The following is a 24,992-nucleotide window of genomic DNA, read 5'->3' as shown; positions in this document are numbered from 1 at the left end:
AGTAAGTTTTTGTTTCTAGTGGAATTTACGAATTTGACATTTGATTCTCGAGATTTCCGCATGTGGGCATCAAATGTCAAAGTCATTCCACTAGCAGAACTGCAAGGGTAAAACCTCGATGACCAAGGTGCGTCAATCCACTGATAACGACTTCCCCTTGGTGGACAGGCGTGGGCGCTCCGCCACCGTGCTTCGTATTCTATTGCTGGCACTTGTGCTCGTCGCCGCTGCCATTGCTTTCGTTTACTTCAAGGACTCGCTCGAAAACGAGATCGTGCTCGGGATACTCGGCGTTCTTGCCATGCTCGGGATTTTCTTCCTCGTCTCGTCCGTGATCGGTTTCATCGAGGTCATGCCGCAGTCTCAATCCGACGGGATGGCGCGGCGGTTTCTCTCGTCCCATCCTGAAGGCACGTTGATCACCGACACCAAGGGGCGGCTGGTTTATGCCAACGCTACCTATTGCCAGATGACCGGCGCGACCCGTGCGACGGAAATTCAAAGCCTCGAACAGCTTCTGTCGCGAGACCGGGAATCGACCGAGGCACTCTACCGCCTGATCAACGGACTGCGAGAGGGACGGGATGGTTACGAGGAATTTCGTCTTCTCAAACCTCTCAGCCAGTCGGCCGTCAGTCAGCCCGGTCCCCGCTGGTTCCGGCTTAAGGCGCGTTTGCTGAAGGAGGTGAACGGGCAGGATCTGCACGTTTTCCAGATCGCCGACATTACCGCCGAGCGCGAGGACCAGGAGCGTTTCTTCCGCGAATTGCAGAATGCCATCGATTATCTCGACCACGCCCCTGCTGGCTTCTTCGCCGCAGGACGCAAGGGCGATATCGTTTATCTCAACGCGACGCTGTCCGAATGGCTTGGCATCGATCTCGCGCAGTTTTCGCCGGGCTCTCTGAATGTTTCCGATATCGTCGCAGGCGAGGGGATGGCGCTGATCGAATCGGTTCAGCCGCACGCGGGCAGCAACCGCACGGAAATGCTCGATCTCGACATGCGCCGGGTCAACGGCCAGAGCATGCCGGCTCGCCTCGTTCATCAGGTAACCGCGGCGCGTGACGGTGCGCCGGGTGAAACCCGGACACTCGTTCTCATGCGTCCCAAGGGGCAGGAAAACGCGGAATCCTCGTCCGCGATGCGGTTCACCCGCTTCTTCAACAATACGCCGATGGCGATCGCCTCGCTGGATGGCGAGGGACGCATCCTGCGCACCAATGCGCCGTTCCTGAAGCTGTTTTCTGGTGTCGTCAGCCGCGATGACATCGACAGCGCCGTCGCGTTCGAAACCGTGCTGCACGACAATGAGAAAGCCAAACTCGCGCAGGCCATGAGTGCCGCGAAAGATCGCCAGGGCGATATTCCGCCTTTCGATTCCCGCCATCCGAAGGACGAGACGCGCCACTTCCGTTTTTACGTCAATGCCGTCATCGACCAGAATGACGAGGCGCCTGAAGAGGTGGCGATCGTCTATGCCATCGAGGTGACCGAGCAGAAGGCGCTTGAAACCCAGATGGCGCAAACGCAGAAGATGAATGCCGTCGGCACGCTTGCAGGCGGCATCGCGCATGACTTCAACAATGTGCTCACCGCTATTCTGCTGTCGTCAGACCATCTGCTGCTGCAGGCGCGGCCGGCGGATGCAAGCTTTGCAGACCTGATGGAAATCAAGCGCAATGCGAACCGTGCCGCTGTTCTGGTGCGGCAATTGCTGGCGTTTTCGCGCAAGCAGACGATGCGTCCTGCTGTTCTCAATCTGACCGACGTGATCGGCGATCTGCGCATGCTGGTCGACCGGCTGATTTCCGGCACCAACGTCAAGTTGGAAGTGGACTATGGCCGCGATCTCTGGCCGGTGAAAACCGACCTGTCCCAGTTCGAGCAGGTGATGATCAATCTCTGCGTCAACGCACGCGATGCCATGCCGCAGGGCGGCAAGATCAAGGTGACGACCCGCAACTTGCCAGCTGCCGAGGTCGCCGCATTCGGCAAGTCGGAGCTTCCGGCTGAAGACATGGTGATGGTCGAAGTCGCCGATAACGGTACAGGCATTCCGCCGGAGATCATGGACAAGATCTTCGAACCCTTCTTCACCACCAAGGAGGTGGGCAAGGGTACGGGACTTGGACTTTCCATGGTCTATGGCATCGTCAAACAGTCCGGCGGCTTCATCTACCCGGAATCGGAAGTGGGCAAGGGAACGGCGTTTCGCATTCTGTTGCCGCGCCATATCGTCGAGCCGGTACAGCCTGTACCCGTCGTTCCTGGCGAAGAGGGTCAGGCTACGGCTGCAGCAGCCGTCACTGCCAAACCGGAAGCCAAGGATGAGCCGCTTGATCTGACCGGGAAGTCTGCCGTGGTGCTGCTGGTAGAAGATGAAGAGGCGGTGCGGCGCGGCGGCAAGCGTATGCTGGAAACGCGCGGGTATACTGTTCACGAGGCCGGCTCCGGCACGGAAGCCCTGGAGGTGATGGAAGAGCTGGAAGGAAAGGTTGATATCGTCGTCTCCGACGTCGTCATGCCTGAAATGGACGGCCCGTCCTTGCTGCGTGAATTGCGCAAGTCCTACCCCGATCTCAAGTTCATCTTCGTGTCCGGTTATGCCGAAGATGCTTTCGCCAAGAACCTGCCGGCGGAGGCCAAATTCGGCTTCCTGCCCAAGCCATTTTCGCTGAAGCAACTGGCTGTTGCCGTGCGCGAAATGCTCGATAGTGAGGATTGAAGCGCCGCTTTTGCGGCCTTCAATCTGTGGCTTAACCATCTTCTTGTGACCGCGCGGCGACAGAATGCCGCGTAACTTTCGCACAACTTCCCCGCTGTAGCGTGAAACATGGGAGAAAGGCTCAGCTTTGAGCCTTACGCTTTCTGTCGTCCTTCTACTTTTCGCCGGACGCCAACAGATTATTGATTGCAGTGCCGCGCGAGGGGCTTAAAATCGACTGAGACAGACCTAAATAAGAAGAGGCGAAATTCTTGCTCGCACCCTTCATTGCTTGCGAGTTTGATTTTGGAGAATGATGAAAAATGATCGTTAAGTCGATCTACATGCAAGGCGACAGCGAAGGGGAGGACGGCGGAACGAACCGCGGAACGTCTGTTATCACCCGCACCAAGCCTAAGACAAAACGACCGAATTTGTACCGTGTTCTTCTCCTGAACGACGATTACACTCCCATGGAGTTCGTCATTCATATTCTGGAGCGTTTTTTCCAGAAGGACAGGGATGCCGCCACTCGCATCATGCTGCATGTCCATCAGCATGGTGTCGGTGAATGTGGGGTCTTTACTTATGAGGTCGCAGAGACAAAAGTAAGCCAGGTCATGGATTTCGCCCGACAGCACCAGCATCCGCTACAGTGCGTCATGGAAAAGAAATGAGGATCGCAACGTGCCAACTTTTTCCCCAAGTCTCGAGAAGGCGCTGCACCAGGCACTGACCTTTGCCAATGAGCGTCACCACGAATATGCGACGCTCGAACATCTGCTTCTCGCTCTGCTCGACGACGTTGATGCAGCGGCCGTCATGGGCGCGTGCAATGTCGATCTCGACACGTTGCGCAAGACGGTGATCGACTATGTCGACAACGAACTTTCCAATCTCGTGACAGGATATGACGAGGATTCCAAGCCGACTTCCGGCTTTCAGCGCGTCATTCAGCGCGCCGTCATTCATGTCCAGTCTTCCGGCCGCGAAGAGGTGACCGGTGCCAACGTGCTGGTCGCGATCTTCGCCGAGCGCGAGAGCCACGCCGCCTACTTCCTGCAGGAGCAGGAGATGACGCGTTACGACGCGGTGAACTACATTTCTCATGGTATCGGCAAACGTCCTGGCTCCTCCCAGACCCGCACGCCGCGCGGTGCTGACGAAGGCGACAACGAACCCAAGGCTGCCCGCAATGGTGGCGCGGAAGAGGATGCGGCTGGCGCGAAGAAGCAGCCGGACGCGCTCAAAGCCTATTGCGTCAACCTCAATGACAAGGCCAGAACCGGTCGTATCGATCCGTTGATCGGTCGTCATGAAGAGGTCAATCGTACCATTCAGGTTCTTTGCCGCCGCTCGAAGAACAACCCGCTTTACGTGGGCGATCCCGGCGTCGGCAAGACGGCGATTGCCGAAGGTTTGGCAAAGCGCATCGTCGAGGGCAAGGTGCCCGAAGCGCTGATCAACGACACGATCTTCTCGCTCGACATGGGTACGCTGCTGGCCGGTACGCGCTATCGCGGTGACTTTGAAGAACGTCTGAAGCAGGTCGTTAAGGAGCTGGAAGAATATCCGGGTGCCGTGCTGTTCATCGACGAAATCCATACGGTGATCGGCGCAGGCGCAACGTCCGGCGGCGCAATGGATGCGTCCAACCTTCTGAAGCCTGCTTTGTCTTCCGGCGCCATCCGTTGCATCGGATCGACAACCTATAAGGAATATCGGCAGTTCTTCGAGAAGGACCGCGCGCTTGTTCGTCGCTTCCAGAAGATCGACGTCAACGAGCCATCCATCGATGACGCTATCGAGATCATGAAGGGCCTCAAGCCCTATTTCGAAGAGTATCATCACCTTCGCTACACCAACGACGCCATCAAGGCTGCCGTGGAACTGTCGGCACGCTACATTTCCGACCGCAAGCTTCCCGATAAGGCGATCGACGTGATCGACGAGACCGGTGCTGCTCAAATGCTTCTTCCGGCATCGAAGCGCCGCAAGCTGATCACTGAGAAGGAAATCGAAGTCACGATCGCGACCATGGCACGCATTCCGCCGAAAACGGTGTCGAAGGACGACGAGATGGTTCTTGCCAATCTCGAGCAGGAACTCCGCTCGGTCGTCTACGGTCAGGATACAGCGATCGAGGCACTCTCCACGGCCATCAAACTGGCGCGTGCGGGTCTTCGCGAACCCAACAAGCCCATCGGTTCTTACGTCTTCTCCGGTCCAACCGGCGTCGGCAAGACCGAGGTGGCCAAGCAGCTTGCGTCGTCTCTCGGCGTGGAAATGCTGCGCTTCGATATGTCTGAGTATATGGAGCGTCATACGGTCTCGCGCCTGCTCGGTGCACCTCCCGGCTATGTCGGTTTCGACCAGGGCGGGCTTCTGACAGACGGAGTCGATCAGCATCCGCATTCCGTGGTTCTGCTGGACGAAATCGAGAAGGCCCATCCGGACATCTACAACATTCTGTTGCAGGTCATGGATCATGGCTCGCTGACCGACCATAACGGCAAGAAGATCGATTTCCGCAACGTCATTTTGATCATGACGACCAATGCGGGCGCTTCTGAAATGGCGAAGTCTGCGATCGGCTTTGGTTCGTCCAAGCGGTCTGGTGAAGACGAAGAGGCATTGAACCGCCTGTTCACCCCGGAATTCCGCAACCGTCTGGATGCGATCATTCCGTTCTCGCCACTGCCGACTGCGGTCATCCACAAGGTGGTCCAGAAGTTCGTCATGCAGCTTGAAACACAGCTATCCGAGCGTAACGTTACCTTCGATCTGCACGACGATGCGGTCGCTTGGCTGGCTGAGAAGGGCTATGATGAAAAGATGGGTGCTCGTCCGCTTGGTCGTGTTATCCAGGAGCACATCAAGAAGCCACTGGCCAACGAAATCCTCTTCGGCAAGCTGAAGAAGGGTGGCGTCGTCAGTGTCAGCCTCGACAAGAAGGAAGACGGCACGGATGGCCTCAAGCTCGATGTGTTGCCTGAGACGGCGCCCGTCAAGCCAAAGCCGGAAGCCGAATTGAAGGCTGCGAAGTCTCCTGGCAAATCGAAAGCCAAGACTTCAAAGGCTGAAGAACAGGCTGAGGTTTTGGTGGCAGAGACCGATAAAAAGGACGAGGATGCCAAGCCACGTCGCAAGGGCAACACCGTTCCGAAGGTCCCGAAGAAAAAGTAAAAGGTGTTCGCTTGGACACCCGAATACATGGCGGCGGAGATCACTCTTCGCCGCCTTTTCTTTTGTCCACCTCTGCGTGTCCAAGCGCTTAATTGCGAGGATGTATCGATTTGACTTTTGGGCCGGTGCTCTAAGCGTGTCGTGATCATAAAGCGGCTGCACGCTTTTGCGCGGTATCCCTTTGCGTCATTTTAGACGCGCAGATTTCGAAAAGCGTGCTAGACAAGCCTCGGCTTGTGCCGAAGCGTCTGGTACTTCGGTCAGGCCCCAGCGATTTGTCTATTCTTCCGGAACGACCGATGTCTGCACATGGTGACACCCATTCTCTTCCTCTCTGGTTTGCCAGGGGAATGATGGGAATATTCTCGCTTCCTTCTCTCATTCTGATGACGTCTTTCGTCGGGTTCAGCGCCTTTGCTTTGGAATCCGGCGTCACGCGCGGCGAGGCCGTGTTCATGACGCTGACCATCTGGGCCTTGCCGGCCAAGATGATATTGATCGGCTCCATGGTGAGCGGGGCAGGGATGGCCGCCTGTTTTCTGGCGGTGACATTGTCATCGATCCGAATGATGCCGATGGTGGCATCTATCGTGCCGGATATGCGGACAGCGAAGACCCCCACATGGCTGCTGCTGTTTCTCTCCCACTTCGTTGCGATAACGGCGTGGGTCTACGCAACCCAGAACCTAACGAAGGTGCCTCGCGAAGCGCGTGTCGCATGGTTTGCGGGTTTCGGCATCACTCTCACGCTCATCAATACAGCAATCGTCGCAATCTGCTACGGCGTGGTTGCTGCCTTTCCGCCGCTTGTCGCTGGCGTCCTGTTCTTCCTGACGCCGGTTTACTTCATCTCTTCCATATGGGCCTCTGCGCGACACTCGGTCGTCAAGGTGGCCTTCATCATTGGGGTGATCGGCGGACCCTTGTTCGCCTTGATCGAGCCCGAGTTCGATATTCTCTATGCCGGGATCGGTGGAGGAACACTCGCCTATCTGATCGACCGCTTCTGGTTTCGTCGCAAAATCGTCCCATCGTCGACGGAGGGCGAGCCATGATCGATGCCTGGTGGGCACCTTACCTTTTCATCGCGCTTGCTGGCTGGATCGCTACCGATATCTGGCGATGGCTTGGTGTTGTGGCAGGAAACAAGCTGAAGGAAGAATCGGAGGCATTGCATTGGGTGAGGGCAGTCGCCACAGCGCTGGTGATGGCAGTGACAGCGAAACTCATCGTCTTCCCAACGGGGGCGCTGTCGCACTCGCCAATGGAGCTTAGAATCGGTGCTGCCGTCATCGGCTTCATTGCGTTTCTGGCAAGCGGTCAGCGCGTCATTGTCGGGGTGGTCGTGCCAATTGTACTGCTGGGCTTGGGATTGGTGATTTTCGGATAATAGAGCTTGTTAATGCCTGTTGGATATCATGTCGCAAGACAATCTGTGACATGGTGACTTCTGTTGCATTTCCTCCCCGTTGAACGCTTCGTGGCTTCGATCATAGCTGCGTTATTCGTCATCGATATCGCGTTGGTCGGATTCAAGGACATACAAATTGATGTCGTGGGCTACTGCCTTTCCATTGGTATCGGCAGTGGGCTTGTTTTCTTAGGGCAGATCTATCGCGCAAGAAAACGGGAAGAAAAAATGGCGGCAGCTCTTATAGCGGCAGGCCTTTTTATTTTGTTTTCTATCTGCGGCTCGATCTTTAACTACATGTTCCTGCCAGTGCGTTTTCCGCTGATCGACGAGATGCTGATGCGGATCGATGGCTGGATCGGCTATGACTGGGCACGCAGCGTGACATGGGTCGCGAGCTATCCGTTTGTCGGGACGTTGCTATTCTTCGTATACGCCACGTCGCTGCCTCAACTTCTCTTCATCATTATAGTTCTCGGTTTCACAGGTAAGATTCGGCAGCTTCACCAGTTTCTTCTTACGGGAGTTTTAGGCGCGCTCATAAGTATAATCTTTTGGGTATTCTTCCCAACCTATAGTCCCAGCGCATTTCAAGAGCTGCCCGCGTGGGTCCCTCAAGCAATGCCGCTGGCTCTGGGACCTGAATATGGACGTGAACTCGTTCGTCTGGGTCAAGAAGGCGTGCGATACCTAACGCCACGAAACGTAGAGGGGCTGATTGGTTTTCCTTCTTTTCATATCTTCATGGCGGCAATGTCAGTCTATTTTGTTCCACGTTATCGCGCGGTTATCTTGGTCATCGTGACGTTGAACCTCGTGATGTTGCCGGCTGTGCTAATTCAAGGGGCTCACCATCTATCAGACGTTTTTGGAGGCGTACTGCTCTTTGCTATCGTCTGTCCATTATCGATTCGTCTGGCGAACATGCTAACGTTTCGCGCGGGTGAGAGCCCGTCTGGCCGCTCCAACGTGTTGGTACGGAGCTTCTGGTCGTTCCCGGAGAAATAAAAAAGGCCGCTTATCGCGGCCAATGTCAGGGTGGTTTTTGAACGTTAGTGGACGGTCAGGATGTGCGCGCGGCTGCTCGCGAGCATGAAGGCTTCCCGGGCCGCCTCGAGATCGCAACGTCCTGCGACCGCGTCCAGGCATTGCTTTTTGGCTGCTTCGTATTCCGGACCGTGTTCCTTGGGCCAGCGATATGTGAGCATCTCCAGCGCTACGAGCGGGCTGTATATTTCCACGGCCGGGCACATGGGCAGATGGACTGCGACAGGCTTGCACCACTGTGCGTGATGGCAAGGTTCTGAGTTGTGAATAAGCATCGCATTCTCCTTTCTCACCGCGCACGAATAACCCCAGCCTCACGCTTCGGTTCCTGATCACGAAAAAAGTGAACACATTAGGGGTATCTTTTTTGCAAGATGAATGGAAAATGAACAAACACATGAACCGGAGATGAACAAACAATCTGTTCGCGCGTTAACACTGCTCTAAATGAAGGAGGCCCGATTATGTTCAATCTGTCTGGAATTCAGGAAAGCTTTTTCGGCGACCGCATGGCTGGCGTTTGCCAGGCCATTACATCTGCTCTGGCCTTCGAATCGGGCCTCGAGAAATCAAACATCTCAGCAACGGCTGAAAACGACGTGATCTACTTGCAGGGGACTGCTGATTCCGTCGAGGCGATCGAAACCGCAATCAGTCTGGCATCGTCTATTTCGAACTGCCGCATCCTTAGCCATGTAGAGCCAGTCTACTGAGAATCAAGAGCCGGGCCACAAGCGCCCGGCTTGATCTTGCCGATGTCTGCTCATGCGGGCTGACTGCATGTTCTCGGCTAATCTAGCTTGTCTACTGTGAGTGACAACGCTCAGCGCGATGATCCGAAGGATCTATTTTATCTGCGCTGCCTTCACCGAGTCGCCGACGGCCAACCCCAGCTTTTTCGCAGCGCCGCCATTCAGTTCCAGGACATAGCGTACCTGTCCGTTTGAACTGATGATGTCTTCAGAATGAGGCACCGCATTCGGGTGAATGTGCGTGATTTTTCCAGCCTTGGAAATAAAGAGCATATCGAGAGGGATGAAGGTGTTCTTCATCCACATCATCACATCTCTGTCCTCTTTGAAATCGAACAGCATCCCCTGGTCTTCGCCCATGGATTTGCGAAACATCAACCCCTGCTGACGTTGACTGTCGCTACTTGCCACTTCCACAGTGAATGCGTGTGTTTTGCCTGAGGTGCTAACGATCTCGAGCTTCTCGCTGGGAAACGTTTCCTGGGCCACAGCGCCTGCGTAAGACGCCACAAAAAAGAGAAGCGCCACGAAGGCGCTTGCGACGGTACTAATGTCAAAGCGGTTCATCAGTGCGCCATTCCAATTCTGGCTGGATTGTCGGGATGCACCTCAGCGGCCATCAGGCCCTTGTCGCCATCACCATAGCGAACCAGAACGACCTGACCCGGGCGGAGTTCCGCAAGGCCGAAGCGGCGCAGCGTTTCCATGTGAATGAAGATGTCTTCCGTGCCTTCGCCGCGCGTCAGGAAGCCGAAGCCCTTGGTGCGGTTGAACCACTTGACGATGGCGCGCTCCAGGCCACTGTGAGGCGTTACTTGAACATGGGTACGCACCGGCGGCATCTGCGATGGGTGAACGGCTGTCGACTGATCCATCGACAGAATGCGGAAGGCCTGATAGCCCCGGTCGCGACGCTGAATGAGTGCAACGATCCGCGTGCCTTCCAGAATGGTCTGGTAGCCGTCGCGGCGCAGGCAGGAGACGTGCAGAAGAACGTCCTGCATGCCGTTATCCGGTACGATGAACCCGAAACCTTTTGCCACGTCGAACCATTTAACGACGCCGGTGATCTCGATCAGGTCAACGGCATCGCCAGAAAAATCTTCGAATTCGGCGATGCTCTTCGACGACATTCTATCAGCCATTTTGCCCAGCCCCTCAATACGCACCACTACCGGTCAACTGATTCCCTACTAAGAGATTAACATTGCAGTAACGGTTGTACGCAAGTCTTAGTTTTCAGTTTCCAGACCGGTTTTTAATGATCAGGGCTTGCTCAAGGCTGACGGGCATCGTCTAAAACGTTTCCGTCTTCGGGCCAAAGGCTTTAGAGTCTGCGCTCAAGCCGAATGCTACACATGAGAGGAATACATAATGCGTTATCTGCACACCATGGTTCGGGTCAAAGACCTGAAGGCGTCGCTCGAATTCTACTCTGATATTTTCGGCTTGCAGGAGATTCGCCGTATCGAAAACGAGAAGGGGCGGTTTACGCTCGTGTTCCTCGCTGCGCGCGACGACGTCAAGGCGGCGACGGAAAACAAGGCGCCTGCTCTTGAGCTGACCTATAACTGGGATACCGAAGATTACACGGGCGGACGCAACTTCGGCCATCTGGCTTATGAGGTGGACGATATCTACGAGATCTGCGCTAAGCTCCAGGCCGCTGGCGTGACCATCAATCGTCCGCCGCGTGACGGGCATATGGCGTTCGTTCGCTCGCCCGATGGCATCTCCATCGAGATATTGCAGAAGGGCGCAAGCCTGGCACCAGCCGAGCCGTGGATATCTATGGAAAATACCGGCTCCTGGTAAGGCCTTAGGCTTAAGCGCATTCTCCGCGCTTCGTCTTGATCGCCCCAAGAGCCGCGCATGTTTCGGGCTCGGCGCTATGCTTTGCTCGAACTCACGGTTCCTGGTGCAGTCGAAGCGCAAGACGCGGAGGTTTTTCCTTTTGAAGATGGAGATGGGTCAGCAGCGACGACGATCGCGCGACGCAGCAGCGGCCGCGTCATCAATCGTTTTGGCGCTCCTGATGCTTTCTGGCTGCGTTTCAGCAAAGCCTGAGGGCAAGGATGTGGCAGCCGTTCTTGATCCCGCAGCGCTTTCGGATGGAGAGGGCGCCGATAGGGAAACCCAGGCCTCGGCGCCTAATGGCGTGAAACCCACTCAGCCGGGCTACGTCGACCCGAGAATGGTGTCGGCGGCCAACGGCAAGTCGGCAGCCAACACCATGCCAAGCGGGGCGCCACAGGCCCCGCAAGTGCCGGCAGCCGGGAATGGTGCGGACCAGCCGAATGGCGGCTATGCCATGCAGGCGACCGGAGTTGCCGCCGGATCTCACAGCATTTTCTCCAGCGGCACGACGTCGACTGGCCAAGCGGATATGGACAGCGTTCCGGCCTATGCTCCAACGCGACGGATCGTGCCCGCGTTGAAGAGTGTCTATTCTACCCAAGGCCACGCGCCTGCGGAACCCACGCCCCAGCCCTCCCAAGATCAATCGTCCAACGCGGTGCCAGGCGCTTCCAGTCCTGCGCCCACGACCGCGCTTGCGAGTGGCAAGGCATCAACCAACGAAGAGCCGTCGCAGGGTCCGCAGAACATCCCGATGGCCGCAGCCTTGTTTGCCGGCGTTCCCAAAAAGCGCGGGGCGACCGGACAGGATGCTGCAACGGCTCTGGGTGGCATGGCGCAACCCGGTGTGGCCTCCCTCGGCAAGGCGGCCCAGTCTTTTGATGAAAGTCATCTGGACGACGAGGACGATAAACCGACGGGCTTGATGAAACTCGTGTCCATGCCAGGATTGACGCGCATCGCGCCTAATGGGCTCGTCTTGCAGACGAACCAGGTGAATGTGGGCTGCCTGAAGCCTGAGTTGGTGCATCGCATCAAGGAGCTCGAATCCCATTATCGCAAGCCAGCAATCATCACCTCCGGCTACCGCCCGCCAAAGGGCGTGACGCATGGCTCCAAGCACTTCACCTGTGAGGCCGTGGACATACAGATCAAGGGTGTGTCCAAGTGGGATCTTGCAGACTATCTGCGATCTCTGCCCGGAAGAGGCGGCGTCGGCACCTACTGCCACACGGAATCGGTTCATATGGACATTGGTGAGAGCCGCGACTGGAACTGGCCGTGCCGCAAGACGGGTACCAGCAGCTGACCCTGTCAACGAATTGTGTCAGAGGCACCGGTATCACTGTTCCGACGCTACCTTGTCGGCCAGCATTCCCACCAGCACATCCGATTGCGAAATAATCCCCGTCAGCTTCTGATTGGCATCTACGACCGGTAAGTAGTGCAGACCCTGCTCGGCGAAGATAATGATGGCATCCTCGATTGCCGTCGTCGGCGAGATCGTCTGTACCGGAGACGTCATGATATCCTTGACCGTATCGTTGGGTGCCTGTTTGCCTGTTGCAATCAGACGCAGCCTTTGGAGGAAGCCGATGCGCGGACGGCCATGGGTCCACGTGGCCTTGTCGAGAAAGTCCGTCTGCGTGACGATGCCCACGACTTCCGCCACATCATTCGTCACCGGCAACGCTTTGATATGGTGGTTGCGCATCAGGCTATAGGCGTTCTTCAGCGAATCGTCCGGCGCTACACCGATGACGTCGCGCGACATGATATTGGCGCAGTCGAGATGGGTGGCGCGCCGACGATAGGAGCGGAGTTCAGTGCGGCGCAGAATCGTTTCGAGATCGTCACGGTCGATGTCGAGAACCTGGTCAAATTCCTTCAGCACGTCATCCAGGTCGGCAGAGGAAAAGCCAATTCGCTCGACGGGCGCTGGATCCTTCGTTCCATGACCTGCTGCTTGCGGACGGATGGCGTGGGGGTAGGGCCGCCCAGTGAAATTGTTATAGACCACCGCAAGCGCCAGGAGCGCCACCGAGTTGCCCAGCACTGGCCAGACAACGAACCCATAGCCGAGGTCGTGGATCGCTGGACCACCCAGAACGGCGGTAAGCGCGACGGCCCCGCTCGGCGGGTGGAGGCATCGCAGGGTGATCATCGCAGCGATCGAAACGGCAATTGCCAAAGCGCCAGCAAGGAAAGGCTGTGGCACGAGAAGGCCGATGGTGACGCCGATCACTGCGGCAACGGTGTTTCCGCCAAGGATCGACCAAGGCTGCGCAAGTGGGCTGGAGGGAACGGCGAAGAGCAAGACGGCTGAGGCGCCCATGGGTGCGATCAGGGCGGGCAGTGCCAGACCCGCGCCGATGGCGATGTATCCGACCAGGCCTGTGACCAGAATGCCGATCCATGCGCCTGCGGCTGCGCGTAAGCGCTCCTTGTAGCTGACGGGCGTTGCCTCTGGCACGACGAACCGCAACAGGTTTTTCATAGTCTTTCCAAATACAGATGTCCTTTAGAGGCGGCTTCTATGCGGGACTGAAAAATCCTGTCATGGGTCGATGTGTTCAGGACTCACATGTTCATGACAGACTTTATTCCGTCGACCACGAACTGCACGGAGAGCGCTGCGAGCAGCACGCCAAGCAGGCGTGTGAGAATGGCGCGGCCGGTATTGCCGAGGAAGCGGTCCAGCCGATCGGCTGCAAGCAGTGCTGCGAAGACGATCAGCATGCTGAAGGCGAGCAGCAATATGAAGAGGGCTTTATCGAAGCCCGTCTCCATCGTGCCGGAGATCAGCACAGTCGCAGAAATCGCGCCTGGCCCGGCGACGAGAGGCAATGCCAATGGAAACACGGCGATGTTCTGGATGTGATCCTGGGTGACCGCGACTTCGGACGTCTTCTCCTTGCGCTCCTGACGCTTCTCGAAAATCATCTCGAAGGAAATCCAGAAAAGCAGAAGGCCACCGGATATCCGGAACGCGCCAAGCGATATGCCGAGCAGTTCGAGGATCGACGCGCCGAAAAGCGCAAACATCGCGAGAATGCCAAAACCGATCAGCGAGCCGCGCAAGGCGACCTGGCCGCGCTGAGCGCGGGTCATGCCGATGGTCAGCGCCAGAAAGACCGGCGCCAGTCCAGGAGGGTCGAGCGTGACGAGCATCGTCGTCAGGGCATTGATAAAGATTTCTGCGCTTGCCATGCCGTCCCCCGCTCTTATGCCGCCCCCGTTGGTGGCGTTCACAGGTATCTGGCGACCTGTTTAGCGATGATGTTAGGCAAGAGGCAGCGCTATTGGAACCCCGTGCTCCGGCTTTTGCCCTGACGCCTGCAGAAAACTGTGTATCGTCTTGTAAATGACGTAAAAGACTGTTCAAAACCGGCGCAGAAATTGGCGTGCGGACGCCGTTTCCGCTATAAAAATCCATCCGATTCTTAACAGAGAATGTGATCCGTTTTGACTGACCAGAGCCCCCCAGGCGGCGGAAAGCTTCCGCCAGGCATTGAACCAATTTCCATCATGGAGGAAATGCAGCGGTCGTATCTCGATTACGCCATGAGCGTTATCGTTTCGCGCGCGCTGCCGGATGTCCGTGACGGGTTGAAGCCAGTTCATCGCCGTATTCTTTATGGCATGTCCGAACTCGGCATCGACTGGAATAAAAAATACGTCAAATGCGCCCGTGTCACCGGTGACGTGATGGGTAAATACCATCCGCACGGTAACGCTGCGATTTATGATGCCTTGGCCCGTATGGCGCAGGATTGGTCCTTGCGCCTGCCGCTGATCGACGGTCAGGGTAACTTCGGCTCGATCGATGGCGATCCGCCGGCAGCCGAACGCTACACCGAATGCCGCCTGCAGAAGGCCGCGCATTCCCTGCTCGACGATCTGGACAAGGAAACCGTCGATTTCCGCGAGAACTATGACGGCACCTTGCATGAGCCGGTCGTGGTGCCTGCGAAGTTCCCGAACCTTCTGGTCAACGGGGCAGGCGGCATTGCTGTCGGCATGGCGACGAACATTCCGCCACATAACCTTTCCGAGGTGATCGAGGGCTGCATCGCGCTGATCGACAGGCCGGAAATCGAGCTGCCGGAACTGATGCAGATCATTCCAGGTCCGGACTTCCCGACCGGCGCATTCATCATGGGCCGCTCCGGCATTCGCTCGGCTTACGAGACCGGTCGTGGCTCCGTCATCATGCGCGGGCGCGCCACTATCGAGCCGATGCGTGGCGACCGCGAGCAGATCATCATCACCGAAGTTCCCTTCCAGGTGAACAAGGCCTCGATGATCGAGAAGATGGCCGAGCTCGTCAAGGAAAAGCGCATCGAAGGCATTTCCGACCTGCGTGACGAATCCGACCGTCAGGGCTACCGCGTCGTCGTTGAGCTGAAGCGGGATGCCAATGCGGAAGTGATCCTCAACCAGCTTTATCGCTATACGCCGCTGCAGACCTCGTTTGGCTGCAACATGGTGGCGCTGAACGGCGGTAAGCCGGAGCAGATGACGCTGCTCGACATGCTGCGCGCCTTCGTCTCCTTCCGTGAAGATGTCGTCAGCCGCCGCACCAAGTACCTGCTTCGCAAGGCACGCGATCGTGCCCATGTGTTGGTGGGTCTTGCCATCGCCGTCGCCAACATCGATGAAGTCATTCGCGTTATCCGTCAGGCGCCGGACCCGGCCTCTGCCCGTGAAGAGCTGATGACGCGTCGTTGGCCTGCGACCGAAGTGGAAAGCCTGATCCTGCTGATCGACGATCCGCGTCACCGCATCAACGAGGATGGCACCTATAATCTGTCGGAAGAGCAGGCCCGCGCCATCCTTGAACTGCGTCTGGCACGCCTGACTGCTCTCGGACGCGATGAAATCGGTGACGAGCTGAACAAGATCGGTGCCGAAATCAGCGAATATCTCGATATCCTGTCCTCGCGCATCCGCATCCAGCAGATCGTCAAGGACGAGCTTGCGGCCATCCGTGAGGAATTCGGCACGCCGCGCCGCTCGGAGATCATTGAGGGCGGCCCGGACATGGATGATGAGGACCTCATCGCCCGCGAAGACATGGTCGTGACCGTGTCGCATCTGGGCTACATCAAGCGCGTGCCGTTGACGACCTACAAGGCGCAGCGTCGCGGTGGCAAGGGTCGCTCCGGCATGGCAACGCGTGACGAGGACTTCGTCAATCGTCTCTTCGTTGCCAATACCCACACGCCGGTTCTGTTCTTCTCCTCGCGTGGCATCGTCTACAAGGAGAAGGTCTGGCGTCTGCCGATCGGAACGCCGCAGTCCAAGGGCAAGGCGCTGATCAACATGCTGCCGCTGGAAGCCGGTGAGCGTATCACCACGATCATGCCGCTGCCCGAAGACGAGACGACGTGGGAAAAGCTCGACGTGATGTTCTCCACCACACGTGGAACGGTTCGTCGCAACAAGCTTTCCGACTTCGTTCAGGTCAACCGCAACGGCAAGATCGCGATGAAGCTGGACGAGGAGGGCGATGAAATCCTCTCCGTCGAGACCTGTACCGATCGTGACGACGTGCTGCTGACAACAGCGCTTGGCCAGTGCATCCGCTTCCCGGTCGACGACGTGCGCGTCTTTGCAGGCCGCAACTCCGTCGGCGTGCGTGGCATCAATATGGGTGAGGGCGACCGGATCATTTCGATGACGATTGTCGGAAGCAGCGACGCCGAGCCTTGGGAGCGCGCAGCCTATCTGAAGCGCTCCGCAGCAGAGCGCCGTGCCGCCGGTGTCGATGAAGAAGACATCGCCCTTGTGGGTGAAGAGGTAACGGAAGAGGGCGAACTGAGCGAAGCCCGCTATCAGGAACTCAAGAGCCGCGAGCAGTTCGTTCTGACTGTCTCCGAGAAGGGTTACGGCAAGCGTTCGTCGTCCTACGATTTCCGCACTTCGGGACGTGGGGGCAAGGGTATCCGCGCCACCGACACGTCGAAGACCACGGAAATCGGTGCACTTGTTGCGGCCTTCCCGGTCGAAGATACCGACCAGATCATGCTGGTATCCGATGGTGGTCAGCTGATCCGCGTGCCCGTCAACGGTATCCGTATCGCCAGCCGCGCGACCAAGGGCGTCACCATCTTCTCCACCGCCAAGGATGAGAAGGTTGTCTCCGTCGAGCGCATCAACGAGCCGGAAGGCGAAGAAGAGGTCGAGGCGTTGATCGAAGGCGCTGAGGATCTGACCAGTGGCGACGCGGCTCCCGCGCCCGACACGGACGGTTCTGCCGAGTAAGCTGTGGGGTGTGGCGCCAGCCGCCACATCCTTTTTCAAACGGTCGCTCTAGGATCGAACCCGGAAATGAAAAAACCCTGCGAAACGAAGGTTTCGCAGGGTTTCTTTTTGAGCCGCCGTTTCTCAACGAAGACGGAGATGCACAGGCGCCCGGCCGGATGGTCCATCGATATGGAGATGGATCTTCGCCTCAGGCTGGTTGCTGCGCCAGGCACGTGCGCCATGGCAAAGCAGGAGATTGACCAGGTCGCGGGTCTTATGCCGAGATCTGTTGAGCCCAATATCGGCAATTTTCATTGCTGCTTCGTGGATTGGATGAAGCACCGACGCCGACTGGCTTCTGCCTTTGGGGGCGATGTCCAAGTAGTTTTCATTGATTGCCATCTGTAAAGCCTCGTTACTCAATACAATTCGAGGAGTGGGCAGGCCGTGTTTTACAAAACACCACGGCCTGTCCTGGAACAGTCTGTTGGCCTACTGGAGCGAAGCCCAGCAGCTGACACCTTTCTTCTTCAGAGCATTGCATGCATTGACTGCATCATTCTGACCGTTGAAGCCGCCGAAACGGGCGCGGTACATCTGGGCGCCGTCTTTGGTGAAGGCGACCGTAAATGGCTTGGCGGTACGCAGTGCATTGCCGCCCTTATCCTGCGCAGCCTGAAGCAGGTTGCGCGCGGAATTCTCGTCTGGAGATGCGCCGATCTGGATCACCCAACCTGCGCCGGCAGACGGTGCGGCTGCGCTGGACGGCGATGTGGAGGCTGTCACGATGTTGTCGACCTTCGTGGAGTTGGTCACCACGGAACGATCCGGCTTCATGCTGACGGGAGGAATAGGCTTTACCGGAGCGCGAGGACGTGTTGCGACATCCATGGCAGCAACAGCTGCATTGGCCTGCGCCGGCGCGAATGCGGAGACCGGGGCCTCGTCGCCGTAACGCTGCTGCGGAACAGGACCAGCATTCGGAAGACCGGAGGTGGGTGTGGTAGCGGCCACGACAGCGACGGGTTCTTCGATCGGAGCCGAAGGCGTTGCAGCAATCAGGTTGCTGTTTCCGCCACGCGAGGCTTTCGGCAGATATTCCGCAACCAGCTTGCGCATGGTGGCGTCACGGGCGGCGCTTGAACGACCACCGAGGACAACAGCAACGATAGAGCGGCCATCGAGCTGCGCTGATGTTGCAAGGTTGCTACCGGCCGCACGGGTGTAACCGGTCTTGATGCCGTCAACGCCGCGAACCGTACCGACGAGACGATTGTGGTTGCCGATCACCTGCTTACCGAAGGTGAAGGTGCGGGTATTGAAGTACCCATAATATTGCGGGAAGTGCTGGCGTAGCGCGACACCAAGACGAGCCTGATCGCGCGCCGTCGTCATCTGCGCGGTATTGGGAAGGCCGTTGGCATTGCGATAGGTGGTGCGTGTCATGCCAAGCGCACGAGCCTTTGCCGTCATCATCCGTGCGAAACGCTCTTCCGAGCCGCCAAGATGCTCACCGAGCGCCGTTGCCATATCGTTGGCGGAACGGGTGACGAGGGCGAGAATGGCCTGTTCGACGGTGACCGAACCACCGGCGCGCACGCCAAGCTTGGACGGAGGTTCCTTGGCGGCGTTTGCCGAAACTGGAACCTTGGAGTCAAGGGTGATGCGCCCAGCGCTCAACGCTTCGAAAGTGAGGTAAAGCGTCATCATCTTCGTCAACGAAGCGGGATAGCGCAGACCATCAGGATCTTCACCGTAGAGCACCTTACCCGTTTTGGCATCGATGACGATGCCAGCATATTTCGGGTCCGCCTTCGCCACTTGCGTAGCGGAAACGGTGGTTGTCGCCACGGCTGCTGCGAACAGCAGAGCCTTCACAAAAGAGGTCGCGCCTACTGCGCGACCAAGCGCCTCAGATAGTTTTTTCAACACTGTTGAACTCTTCAATCGCATGCCACAGATCCGTCCGACACGCCCCGCCAGACAATTTCACGTTTCGAAATTTAGGTGAATGACGTTACCAAGTGGTTTATGAATCGTATTCGCGAACCATAAAATGCGGCATTTCCGGCATTCGCCTTTTTCGAACAGAGTGAATCTTTTCAGAATCTTAGCGCCACGTGCGATCGCTCTCGAGCGCCAAGGAAAATGTCAGGTGTGTGAGTCACTATTGAATCGCCCGCGTGCCGCTGCTACCTGATGCTGAAATCAAAGGACGAAGAATGGCCTCTCGCGATCGATACTCCCGGAAACTCGAATGCTCGCGCTGCGGGCATAGCGGATTTGCCGAAGCGTCTGAGATAGATGAAAAAGATTCTGCTCACGTGGATTTTCGTATTGATGAAATGCCACGTGGTTTCAGAGCGGAGCGTCCTTCGACGAACCCGGCGGATTACATGATCCGTTGTGCTCAGTGCGGCAATATTTTTCGCTTTCAGCAGAAGACAGCTTACGCGCCCGGAGGCGAGCCTCGCAACAGGAGGGCCTGAGTTGATCTTCATCTTTCTAGAGGACGTTGCCCAAGGAGTTCGATGTGAGTCTCGACGCGCAGACTGAGAAAAGGGAGCCGCCGCGCAAGCCGCTCTGGCCATGGCTTCTACTGCTCGTCCTGACGCTGCTTGCCATCTATTGGTATCATTGGTTCACCCAGATGGTTGATGAGTTGATCGTCAACATGCCGACGGCCATTGTCGAACTGCTGGACCAGCTCCTTGGCGAGGAGTCCCGTCGCGAGCGTTCCTCGCCGGACCAAAACTGGCGAGTTGTCTCACCGTCACCCTAATAAGGGCACAAAAAAGCCCCGCAAATTGGCGGGGCAGGTTGTTCGCTCGGGGAAAGTTGGGCAATGCCCGGGAGCGATGGTGGAAAGCTAACGCTGAAAGAGGGCGCCTGCGAGGTCATATCGCGGCTCATCGGTACGCTTGCCCAAAAAATGTCAGTAAGCGCGACCTATTTCCCAAAAAGAAACCCGCGCGAGGCGGGTTGTCAGTCGAGAGGGGAACTAGAGACTGGGAGTCTCAGCCAAATAACGGAGGGCCGCCAGAAAAGTTGCGATGGAAAACAGATTTTCATTCAAACGATCACGTCGCATAGAATATGGCGCGCTTCCATCCGGGCAGGCGCCTCGCTTGAAGCAGCGAAGAAAAAAGCCCCACCTTCTAGGCGGGGCGAGGTGTTACCTGATTGGCTCTCAGGACTTGGGAGCTCCTCTGAAATAAGAGGAACGATGACTGGATTAGCGCGGCGGCAGTCGCTGCGAAAGGTCAATGCGCTGGAGATCGGTACGCTGCCTCAAAAGAATTGACGGGGCATGTTTTGTCGGCGTCGGTCGAGGTCTTGCGATGGGCTTCAGCATTCATCGCGTGTTCAGAGCTTCTATGGCAGATTGATCCTGCGTTGACTGGCAAGCTTCTGTGCCAGTTCACCTGGAGATTTCTGCCATGAAGAAAGTTATGCTTTCGATCCTTGCCGCCGTGCTGACGACTGGCACTCTGTTCGCCAGCGTTCAGACGGCTTCCGCGCAATATTACGACGGGCCTTATCGCTACGAACGCCGCGGCCCTCCGCCTCCGCCATATCGCGACCCTCCACGCAGGCATCGCCATAACGACACGGGCGCCGTCATTGCCGGCGGCATTGCAGCCGGTCTTCTCGGTGGCATCATCAGCGGCGCTATCGCCAATGACAGCGGTCCGCGCTACGTCGAGCCTCCGCCACCACCGCCACCCCGCTGCTGGTTGGAAGATCGCCGGGTGCCGAACTCTTATGATGGTGGTTGGCATATGGAGAGTTTCCGGGTCTGCCAGTGACCTGAAGCATGGTCCACGCAAAACTGTGCTGCGGTTTTTGATAATGACCTGCGATAAAGCGAAGAGCTAAGCGCAGGAAGCAAATCTGAAAGATCGCGACAATCCTTGAGTTTATCAACGAAAAAGCCGGCTGAAACGCCGGCTTTTTTGCGTCGATCTGACAGGAGGGGAACGGTTTACGCGCTCGCTCGAACTTCCTCAGAACTCTTTGAATCAGCGCGGTCCGACAGTTTTTCCAACTCGTTCAACAGTTTTCCAGGCAGGCATGGTTTCTGGCAAAAAGCAGAAGCCTCGTAACGTTGCGCCAATTGCCGGCCATCAGCATGGCCGGAATGGAAAACGAAAGGAATGTTGCGTTCGGACAAGACGTCTGCGACTGGGAACACTTCGCCATCGATCAGGCGCACATCGAGGACTGCGCAGGTTGGCGTGTGATCCTTGAGATAGAGCGATGATTGCTCGATGCTTGCAAAAGGCCCTGCGACGTCCCATCCAGCCTCTTCAAAGGTCATTTGGAGGTCAAGAGCAACGAAGATTTCGTCTTCAACGATGAGTACCGATTTGCGTGTCATTTAATACCGAGCGTGGCAGAGTCAGAATATGGTGGAGTTCGGAGCCTTCGAGCTTGGTGTCAATAGCGCCACCCAATTGCCGTGCGGCGCTTGACAGCAGAAGAGTCCCAAATCCTTTTTCCCCGAATGCTACAACGGGCTTTCCTATTGTTTCGTTCCATAGCAGATAAATATTTTCGTTATCTTCGTTCCAGCTCACATTCAGCTTGCCCTGGCTCTGGCCAAGGGCTCCGTATTTCAGCGCGTTCGTCGACCATTCATGCAGGATGAGGGTCAGCGGTGTGATGCATTTTGCAGGAATGGGTAGGGACCCTTGCGAGATTTTTATGCCGCCCTTCTGCTCGTAGGGTGCAAGGATTGTCTTGACCAGTTCGGCAATCTCGACCGGACCAGTGCGCTTCTGGTTCGATGCAAGCGAATGGGCGTTGCCCAGCGCCAGAATGCGGCCTTCGACATCTGCAACCAGGCTCTGCACCGTGTCATGCTTGCGTGCTGCCATGCGCAGGATGCCGCCGATCATGGCGAAGAGGTTCTTCACCCGGTGGTTCATCTCGTTCAGCATCAACTCGCGCGTTTCGGCAAGCCGATACTCGGCCGTCACATCGACGGTGACACCGATGATCCGCGGGGAATCCGTATCGCCAACGTAACGTCCGAACACCTTGATCCAGCGAGACCCTTGCGCGGAGGCAAGTTCGGTCGTCAGGTCGAAACCGCCATGGTCCTTCTCGGCCTGCTGGAGGGCTTCGAGCACCTGGATCCGATCATCTTGGCGGATTTTCGCAAGGAAATCTTGCTTGCTGAGGTGGTCGCTCTGTGCTTGCAGCAACTCCCTTGTGGACCCACCGAGAAGAAACTCCTGCCGTTCCGGCAGATACTCCCACACGCCGATTCCTGCCGCTTCGACGGCAAGCTCATGCCGGTTCTGCTCTCGCTGCAACTGGGTTTCGACGCTCACCGCATGCGAGATGTCGGTCATGACAATGGTTGCGCCGGTGATAGTGCCATCCGTGGTTTTGTAGGGCAGGATTCTGAGCGTAAATGTCTTTCGCGTTTCTTCGTGCCAGACGGTATCCTGGTAATCCACGCCTTCGTCCATGACATGACGGACATGATCGAGATAGTCCCGGGTCAAGAGGCGCGTGGTGACATCCGAAATCGGCCGACCGCGATCAGATGCCTGCAGCGGGAAGATCTCCGTTGCCGCGCGGGTGAAGGACCGCACACGCAGGTTTCGGTCCAAAACGATGATGGCGAGGTTGGTGGAATCGAAGAAGTTGCGAAGATCGGTATTGGCGATCGTCAGCTGCTCGATCTTGTTTTTCAGCTCGTCATTGACCGTGGTGAGCTCTTCGTTCGTCGACTGAAGCTCTTCGTTCATCGACATCATTTCTTCGTTGGAGCTCTTCAGCTCCTCATTCGCTGTCTCAAGCTCTTCGGTCGCGGAGCGAAGGCGGTGCTTGGCCGAGCGCAATTCGCGCTCGAGGGCTTCGACATGCCCGTTGCTTGGTTCAAGGCTGATAAGGTCGCTTTCCTCCAGCGGCGTGAACTGCCCGGCATCCTGAAACACCAGGAGGAACCTGTCGTCGTCCACCGGATCGCAGATGATGTCTGTCGTCAGCGAGCCAAATTCTGTGATGACCTCGACCTTGCTGGATATGACACGCTTCTTCGCTGAATGGGCTTGACGCAGCAGAGGTCCGATCTGCTCCTTGACTCCGGGACGGGCAAGCGAGGCAGCGCTGGTCTCGTTGGAGCGGGACACCGGAAAATCGAAAAAGCGGCTCAGCTTGCCGAAGGCTGCCATGATCTGACCTTCCTGGTCCAGAAGCATGCTGGCAGGCACGTATCTTTCAAGCAGACGCGACACGACGGTTTCGTCGTCGCTTCTGGCTGCGTCATGCTGAACATCGGAGCCGCCCGGTCGGCGACCCTGATCCTGGCGTCCTCCGGGAAGCGGAATGGGATAAGTCGGAAGACCCGGCAGTCTTTCGAAAAGCCGCGCCTTCTGGTCGATGCTGGCGAAAACCGTCTCGAACCGACCAACGCTTTCGGAGGGACCAAGGAAGAGAAACCCGCCCGGTCGCAACGCATAGTGGAAGAGCGGCATGATCGTCTTCTGCAGCTTGTCATCAAAATAAATGAGCAGGTTGCGGCAGGAGATCAGGTCGATCTTCGAAAAGGGCGGATCCTTCACAAGGCTGTGGCCGGAGAAACGGATCATGTCCCGGATCTGGCCGACGAAGTTGAAGCGGTCCTTGTGCGGAATAATGTAGCGTTCGTGCAGCGCGGCTGGAATGTCGGCCAGTGCGGCATTCGGGTAGGAGCCCGACCGGGCGATCTGCAGCATGCTCTCATCGATATCGGTCGCGAAGATTTGGACATCGCATAGAATCTGTAACTCGCGGGCTGCTTCGGCAAACAGCATGGCGATGGAATAGGCCTCTTCGCCACTCGAACAGCCGGGCACCCAGACGCGCACGCCTCCGTCGCGCGCTTCCTGGCTTTGGAGGAGGGGCCGGATCGCCCGATCGCGCAGAACGTCGAAAAACTCCCGGTCTCGGAAAAATCGCGTGACGTTGATCAGCAGATCGCGAAACAGCGCTTCGCATTCATCCTGATCGCGCTGCAGCCGGTGCAGATATTCCCTCGCGCGTTCGATGCCGAGAACGTGCATTCTGCGTTCGATGCGGCGAACGAAGGTGGTCTTCTTGTAGCCGGAAAAATCGTGCCCGACTGAGCTTCTCAGCGTCTTGCACAGCTCGTCTATATGATCCTCGACCAGCGAAGGCTGCTCATCGGCAAGCACCTTGGTGCGCCGGAAGAAGAAGCCGGCGATGCAGGCAAGAATCTTGTCGGGCGGCTGGATGAAATCCACGAGGCCGGTGCCAGCGGCAGCGAGCGGCATGCCGTCATATTTTGCCGTTTCCGGCTCCTGGGCGACGCACAGGCCGCCATTTTCCTTGACGGCGCGAAGACCTGTGGAACCGTCCGCGCCAGTCCCGGACAGAATGACGCAGGCAGCATTGCCATTCTGGTCATTGGCAAGCGAGACGAAAAAATCGTCGATCGGACGACGCAATCCGCGTGGCTGGGCGAAATTCGTCAGCTCGAGTGTTCCGTTGGAAATGGACAGACCGTGTCCCGGCGGAATGATAAAAACGGTGTCCGGCTGGATACGCTCTCCGCCCTGACATTGTTTCACGGAAAGTGCCGTATGCCTGCCGATCAGTTCTGCCAGCATGCTTTCATGGTGCGGATCGAGATGCTGCACGACGACGAAGGCGAGGCCGGTCGGGACTTCAGCAGAGCTGAACATCTCGCGAAGAGCCTCCAGTCCTCCTGCAGATGATCCGATGCCGACGACGGGCACATCCTGGGCTTCTGCACGTTGGTCCAAAC

General features: G+C 57.3%; 22 protein-coding genes. 13 read left to right on the top strand and 9 right to left on the bottom strand.

What is annotated here, in order from left to right:
• Window positions 1-118 precede the first annotated feature (118 nt).
• From cckA to ACTJKV_RS10865, 6 genes are all read left to right on the top strand, one after another.
• Window positions 119-2,728 carry a cell cycle histidine kinase CckA gene (gene cckA / locus ACTJKV_RS10890; RefSeq protein WP_274102414.1) on the top strand — a complete coding sequence of 870 codons (2,610 nt, stop codon included), beginning with the start codon at window positions 119-121 and terminating at the stop codon, window positions 2,726-2,728.
• A gap of 302 nt (window positions 2,729-3,030) precedes the next feature.
• The gene (gene clpS / locus ACTJKV_RS10885; RefSeq protein ID WP_062427364.1) at window positions 3,031-3,384 is read left to right on the top strand and encodes an ATP-dependent Clp protease adapter ClpS; all 354 of its coding nucleotides are present in this window, start codon (window positions 3,031-3,033) and stop codon (window positions 3,382-3,384) included.
• 10 nt (window positions 3,385-3,394) lie between these two features.
• Window positions 3,395-5,893, top strand: a complete 2,499-nt coding sequence (gene clpA / locus ACTJKV_RS10880) for an ATP-dependent Clp protease ATP-binding subunit ClpA (protein ID WP_062427363.1) — start codon at window positions 3,395-3,397, stop codon at window positions 5,891-5,893.
• Window positions 5,894-6,192: 299 nt separating this feature from the next.
• Window positions 6,193-6,948 (top strand): AzlC family ABC transporter permease, encoded by a 756-nt coding sequence (locus ACTJKV_RS10875; protein ID WP_062427362.1) that lies wholly within the window; start codon window positions 6,193-6,195, stop codon window positions 6,946-6,948.
• Entirely contained in the window at window positions 6,945-7,283 is a 339-nt protein-coding gene (locus ACTJKV_RS10870; protein WP_113179680.1) for an AzlD domain-containing protein, read from the top strand. Before ACTJKV_RS10875 ends, ACTJKV_RS10870 begins: the two co-directional genes overlap by 4 nt.
• A gap of 63 nt (window positions 7,284-7,346) precedes the next feature.
• Window positions 7,347-8,312, top strand: coding sequence for a phosphatase PAP2 family protein (locus ACTJKV_RS10865; RefSeq protein WP_062427360.1), 966 nt, complete (start codon window positions 7,347-7,349; stop codon window positions 8,310-8,312).
• A gap of 44 nt (window positions 8,313-8,356) precedes the next feature.
• Here the strand turns inward: ACTJKV_RS10865 and ACTJKV_RS10860 are convergent, their stop codons facing one another.
• The gene (locus ACTJKV_RS10860) at window positions 8,357-8,626 is read right to left on the bottom strand and encodes a DUF982 domain-containing protein (protein WP_062427359.1); all 270 of its coding nucleotides are present in this window, start codon (window positions 8,624-8,626) and stop codon (window positions 8,357-8,359) included.
• A 189-nt stretch (window positions 8,627-8,815) separates the two neighbouring features.
• On the opposite strand from ACTJKV_RS10860, the gene ACTJKV_RS10855 reads away from it, so the two are divergent.
• A complete protein-coding gene (locus tag ACTJKV_RS10855) occupies window positions 8,816-9,064 on the top strand; it encodes a BON domain-containing protein (protein WP_062427358.1) in 249 nt (82 codons plus the stop codon).
• Window positions 9,065-9,196: 132 nt separating this feature from the next.
• Here the strand turns inward: ACTJKV_RS10855 and ACTJKV_RS10850 are convergent, their stop codons facing one another.
• Complete coding sequence (locus ACTJKV_RS10850; protein ID WP_274102412.1) at window positions 9,197-9,670, bottom strand: DUF192 domain-containing protein; 474 nt, start codon at window positions 9,668-9,670, stop codon at window positions 9,197-9,199.
• Window positions 9,670-10,248 (bottom strand): cold-shock protein, encoded by a 579-nt coding sequence (locus ACTJKV_RS10845; RefSeq protein WP_112954869.1) that lies wholly within the window; start codon window positions 10,246-10,248, stop codon window positions 9,670-9,672. Before ACTJKV_RS10845 ends, ACTJKV_RS10850 begins: the two co-directional genes overlap by 1 nt.
• 229 nt (window positions 10,249-10,477) lie before the next feature.
• Here ACTJKV_RS10845 and gloA point away from each other — a divergent pair, with 229 nt between their 5' ends.
• Together gloA and ACTJKV_RS10835 are read left to right on the top strand one after the other, a co-directional pair.
• Window positions 10,478-10,918, top strand: a complete 441-nt coding sequence (gloA, locus tag ACTJKV_RS10840; RefSeq protein ID WP_062427355.1) for a lactoylglutathione lyase — start codon at window positions 10,478-10,480, stop codon at window positions 10,916-10,918.
• A 220-nt stretch (window positions 10,919-11,138) separates the two neighbouring features.
• Window positions 11,139-12,269, top strand: a complete 1,131-nt coding sequence (locus ACTJKV_RS10835; protein ID WP_274102410.1) for a D-Ala-D-Ala carboxypeptidase family metallohydrolase — start codon at window positions 11,139-11,141, stop codon at window positions 12,267-12,269.
• Between the two features lie 33 nt (window positions 12,270-12,302).
• Here the strand turns inward: ACTJKV_RS10835 and ACTJKV_RS10830 are convergent, their stop codons facing one another.
• Together ACTJKV_RS10830 and ACTJKV_RS10825 are read right to left on the bottom strand one after the other, a co-directional pair.
• Complete coding sequence (locus ACTJKV_RS10830; RefSeq protein WP_440598645.1) at window positions 12,303-13,457, bottom strand: HPP family protein; 1,155 nt, start codon at window positions 13,455-13,457, stop codon at window positions 12,303-12,305.
• An 83-nt stretch (window positions 13,458-13,540) separates the two neighbouring features.
• On the bottom strand, window positions 13,541-14,170 hold the full coding sequence (locus ACTJKV_RS10825) for a MarC family protein (protein WP_062427351.1): 630 nt from the start codon (window positions 14,168-14,170) through the stop codon (window positions 13,541-13,543).
• A 255-nt stretch (window positions 14,171-14,425) separates the two neighbouring features.
• Here ACTJKV_RS10825 and gyrA point away from each other — a divergent pair, with 255 nt between their 5' ends.
• Complete coding sequence (gene gyrA / locus ACTJKV_RS10820) at window positions 14,426-17,227, top strand: DNA gyrase subunit A (protein ID WP_274102407.1); 2,802 nt, start codon at window positions 14,426-14,428, stop codon at window positions 17,225-17,227.
• A 123-nt stretch (window positions 17,228-17,350) separates the two neighbouring features.
• Here the strand turns inward: gyrA and ACTJKV_RS10815 are convergent, their stop codons facing one another.
• Window positions 17,351-17,611 (bottom strand): hypothetical protein, encoded by a 261-nt coding sequence (locus ACTJKV_RS10815; RefSeq protein ID WP_062427349.1) that lies wholly within the window; start codon window positions 17,609-17,611, stop codon window positions 17,351-17,353.
• A gap of 90 nt (window positions 17,612-17,701) precedes the next feature.
• Window positions 17,702-19,162, bottom strand: coding sequence for a D-alanyl-D-alanine carboxypeptidase (locus ACTJKV_RS10810; protein ID WP_113265775.1), 1,461 nt, complete (start codon window positions 19,160-19,162; stop codon window positions 17,702-17,704).
• 269 nt (window positions 19,163-19,431) lie between these two features.
• Here ACTJKV_RS10810 and ACTJKV_RS10805 point away from each other — a divergent pair, with 269 nt between their 5' ends.
• The 3 genes from ACTJKV_RS10805 to ACTJKV_RS10795 all read left to right on the top strand — a co-directional run bounded on the left by ACTJKV_RS10805 (window position 19,432) and on the right by ACTJKV_RS10795 (window position 21,018).
• Window positions 19,432-19,698 (top strand): hypothetical protein, encoded by a 267-nt coding sequence (locus tag ACTJKV_RS10805; RefSeq protein WP_082546508.1) that lies wholly within the window; start codon window positions 19,432-19,434, stop codon window positions 19,696-19,698.
• 44 nt (window positions 19,699-19,742) lie between these two features.
• On the top strand, window positions 19,743-19,991 hold the full coding sequence (locus tag ACTJKV_RS10800) for a hypothetical protein (RefSeq protein ID WP_162744256.1): 249 nt from the start codon (window positions 19,743-19,745) through the stop codon (window positions 19,989-19,991).
• Between the two features lie 658 nt (window positions 19,992-20,649).
• A complete protein-coding gene (locus ACTJKV_RS10795; RefSeq protein ID WP_062427346.1) occupies window positions 20,650-21,018 on the top strand; it encodes a hypothetical protein in 369 nt (122 codons plus the stop codon).
• 176 nt (window positions 21,019-21,194) lie between these two features.
• Here the strand turns inward: ACTJKV_RS10795 and ACTJKV_RS10790 are convergent, their stop codons facing one another.
• Window positions 21,195-21,590: a response regulator gene (locus ACTJKV_RS10790; protein ID WP_062427345.1), complete on the bottom strand. Its 396-nt coding sequence runs from the start codon at window positions 21,588-21,590 to the stop codon at window positions 21,195-21,197.
• Entirely contained in the window at window positions 21,562-24,990 is a 3,429-nt protein-coding gene (locus ACTJKV_RS10785; protein WP_274102406.1) for a CheR family methyltransferase, read from the bottom strand. The genes ACTJKV_RS10790 and ACTJKV_RS10785 overlap by 29 nt, the downstream gene beginning before the upstream one ends.
• Between the last annotated feature and the right edge of the window lie 2 nt (window positions 24,991-24,992).

It is taken from the genome of Agrobacterium sp. 22117 (assembly GCF_052045735.1).
GTDB lineage: Bacteria > Pseudomonadota > Alphaproteobacteria > Rhizobiales > Rhizobiaceae > Agrobacterium > Agrobacterium cavarae.
The sequence above is the reverse complement of the archived record's forward strand: the minus strand, read 5'-3'. Positions and strand labels throughout refer to the sequence as shown.

Coding starts and splice junctions, on each gene's coding strand:
- cckA (WP_274102414.1), top strand. CDS start 119: ATGACCAAGGTGCGTCAATCCACTGATAACGACTTCCCCTTGGTGGAC.
- clpS (WP_062427364.1), top strand. CDS start 3,031: ATGATCGTTAAGTCGATCTACATGCAAGGCGACAGCGAAGGGGAGGAC.
- ACTJKV_RS10875 (WP_062427362.1), top strand. CDS start 6,193: ATGTCTGCACATGGTGACACCCATTCTCTTCCTCTCTGGTTTGCCAGG.
- ACTJKV_RS10870 (WP_113179680.1), top strand. CDS start 6,945: ATGATCGATGCCTGGTGGGCACCTTACCTTTTCATCGCGCTTGCTGGC.
- ACTJKV_RS10860 (WP_062427359.1), bottom strand. CDS start 8,626: ATGCTTATTCACAACTCAGAACCTTGCCATCACGCACAGTGGTGCAAG.
- ACTJKV_RS10855 (WP_062427358.1), top strand. CDS start 8,816: ATGTTCAATCTGTCTGGAATTCAGGAAAGCTTTTTCGGCGACCGCATG.
- ACTJKV_RS10850 (WP_274102412.1), bottom strand. CDS start 9,670: ATGAACCGCTTTGACATTAGTACCGTCGCAAGCGCCTTCGTGGCGCTT.
- ACTJKV_RS10845 (WP_112954869.1), bottom strand. CDS start 10,248: ATGGCTGATAGAATGTCGTCGAAGAGCATCGCCGAATTCGAAGATTTT.
- gloA (WP_062427355.1), top strand. CDS start 10,478: ATGCGTTATCTGCACACCATGGTTCGGGTCAAAGACCTGAAGGCGTCG.
- ACTJKV_RS10835 (WP_274102410.1), top strand. CDS start 11,139: ATGCTTTCTGGCTGCGTTTCAGCAAAGCCTGAGGGCAAGGATGTGGCA.
- ACTJKV_RS10830 (WP_440598645.1), bottom strand. CDS start 13,457: ATGAAAAACCTGTTGCGGTTCGTCGTGCCAGAGGCAACGCCCGTCAGC.
- ACTJKV_RS10825 (WP_062427351.1), bottom strand. CDS start 14,170: ATGGCAAGCGCAGAAATCTTTATCAATGCCCTGACGACGATGCTCGTC.
- ACTJKV_RS10815 (WP_062427349.1), bottom strand. CDS start 17,611: ATGGCAATCAATGAAAACTACTTGGACATCGCCCCCAAAGGCAGAAGC.
- ACTJKV_RS10810 (WP_113265775.1), bottom strand. CDS start 19,162: ATGCGATTGAAGAGTTCAACAGTGTTGAAAAAACTATCTGAGGCGCTT.
- ACTJKV_RS10805 (WP_082546508.1), top strand. CDS start 19,432: ATGGCCTCTCGCGATCGATACTCCCGGAAACTCGAATGCTCGCGCTGC.
- ACTJKV_RS10795 (WP_062427346.1), top strand. CDS start 20,650: ATGAAGAAAGTTATGCTTTCGATCCTTGCCGCCGTGCTGACGACTGGC.
- ACTJKV_RS10790 (WP_062427345.1), bottom strand. CDS start 21,590: ATGACACGCAAATCGGTACTCATCGTTGAAGACGAAATCTTCGTTGCT.